The sequence below is a fragment of the Cupriavidus sp. 05N38 genome (assembly GCF_056397345.1).
In genome coordinates this window covers 1-677 of sequence record NZ_JBFTNF010000174.1, presented here as the reverse complement: position 1 = coordinate 677, position 677 = coordinate 1, and the positions used below count along the sequence as shown (strand labels likewise).

1 protein-coding gene is annotated in these 677 nt (G+C 60.2%); it reads right to left on the bottom strand.

The genetic code is table 11. The features are described 5' to 3' along the window. The coding region (locus AC1DK4_RS40780; protein WP_477132275.1) for an alcohol dehydrogenase catalytic domain-containing protein at nt 1–445 on the bottom strand (445 nt) is incomplete at its 3' end. Between the last annotated feature and the right edge of the window lie 232 nt (nt 446–677).

The window sequence follows — 677 nt, the reverse complement described above, 5'->3', positions numbered from 1 at the left end:
GGCCGTCGGGGACGGGAGCAAGGTTCGCCTGCGCATCGGGCACAAGCACGTACTCCGCCTGCGTACCATCGATGGTATTGCCGAAGCGCCAGCCACCGGCCGGCTTGTAGCCATGTCCGTGYGACTGGCCGTCCTGTGAAGGTAGCCCGTCCTGGCAAGCATAGGAATGGAAGCTGGGGCAGATCGCCCCGGCGATCACGCGCTGCCCTTCCCGGTATCCCTGGACTTCCCTGCCGAGTTTTTCGATCACGCCCACGGGCTCGTGCCCGCTGGTCAGGCCGGGCTTGACCGGATACTCACCTTTCAGGATATGAATGTCCGTACCGCAGAGGGTGGTGGTAGTGATACGGACCAGCGCGTCAGTCGCGCCGATATCCGGCACTGGCTTGTCTTGCAGGACAATCTGTCCGGGCTCGATAAATACCGCTGCCTTCATGTTGATCATCGCGTTCTCCTGTTCAAATTGGGTTTCCCCTAAGTGTCATGCGCCCTGGCGATCTTTCGCTAATCGCGGGGCGCGACGGGGATCGTAACCGTCCGCTGAAGGCCGTGTAGACGCGTAAGGTGAATGTATCCAGAGTAGTCACCATCAGAATTTGGTGGGGACTACTTTGGAGTCTGTGGCAAAACGGGGCGGTCGCCTGCACGGGAGCCGCAATCACCCGATTGAACTCAAA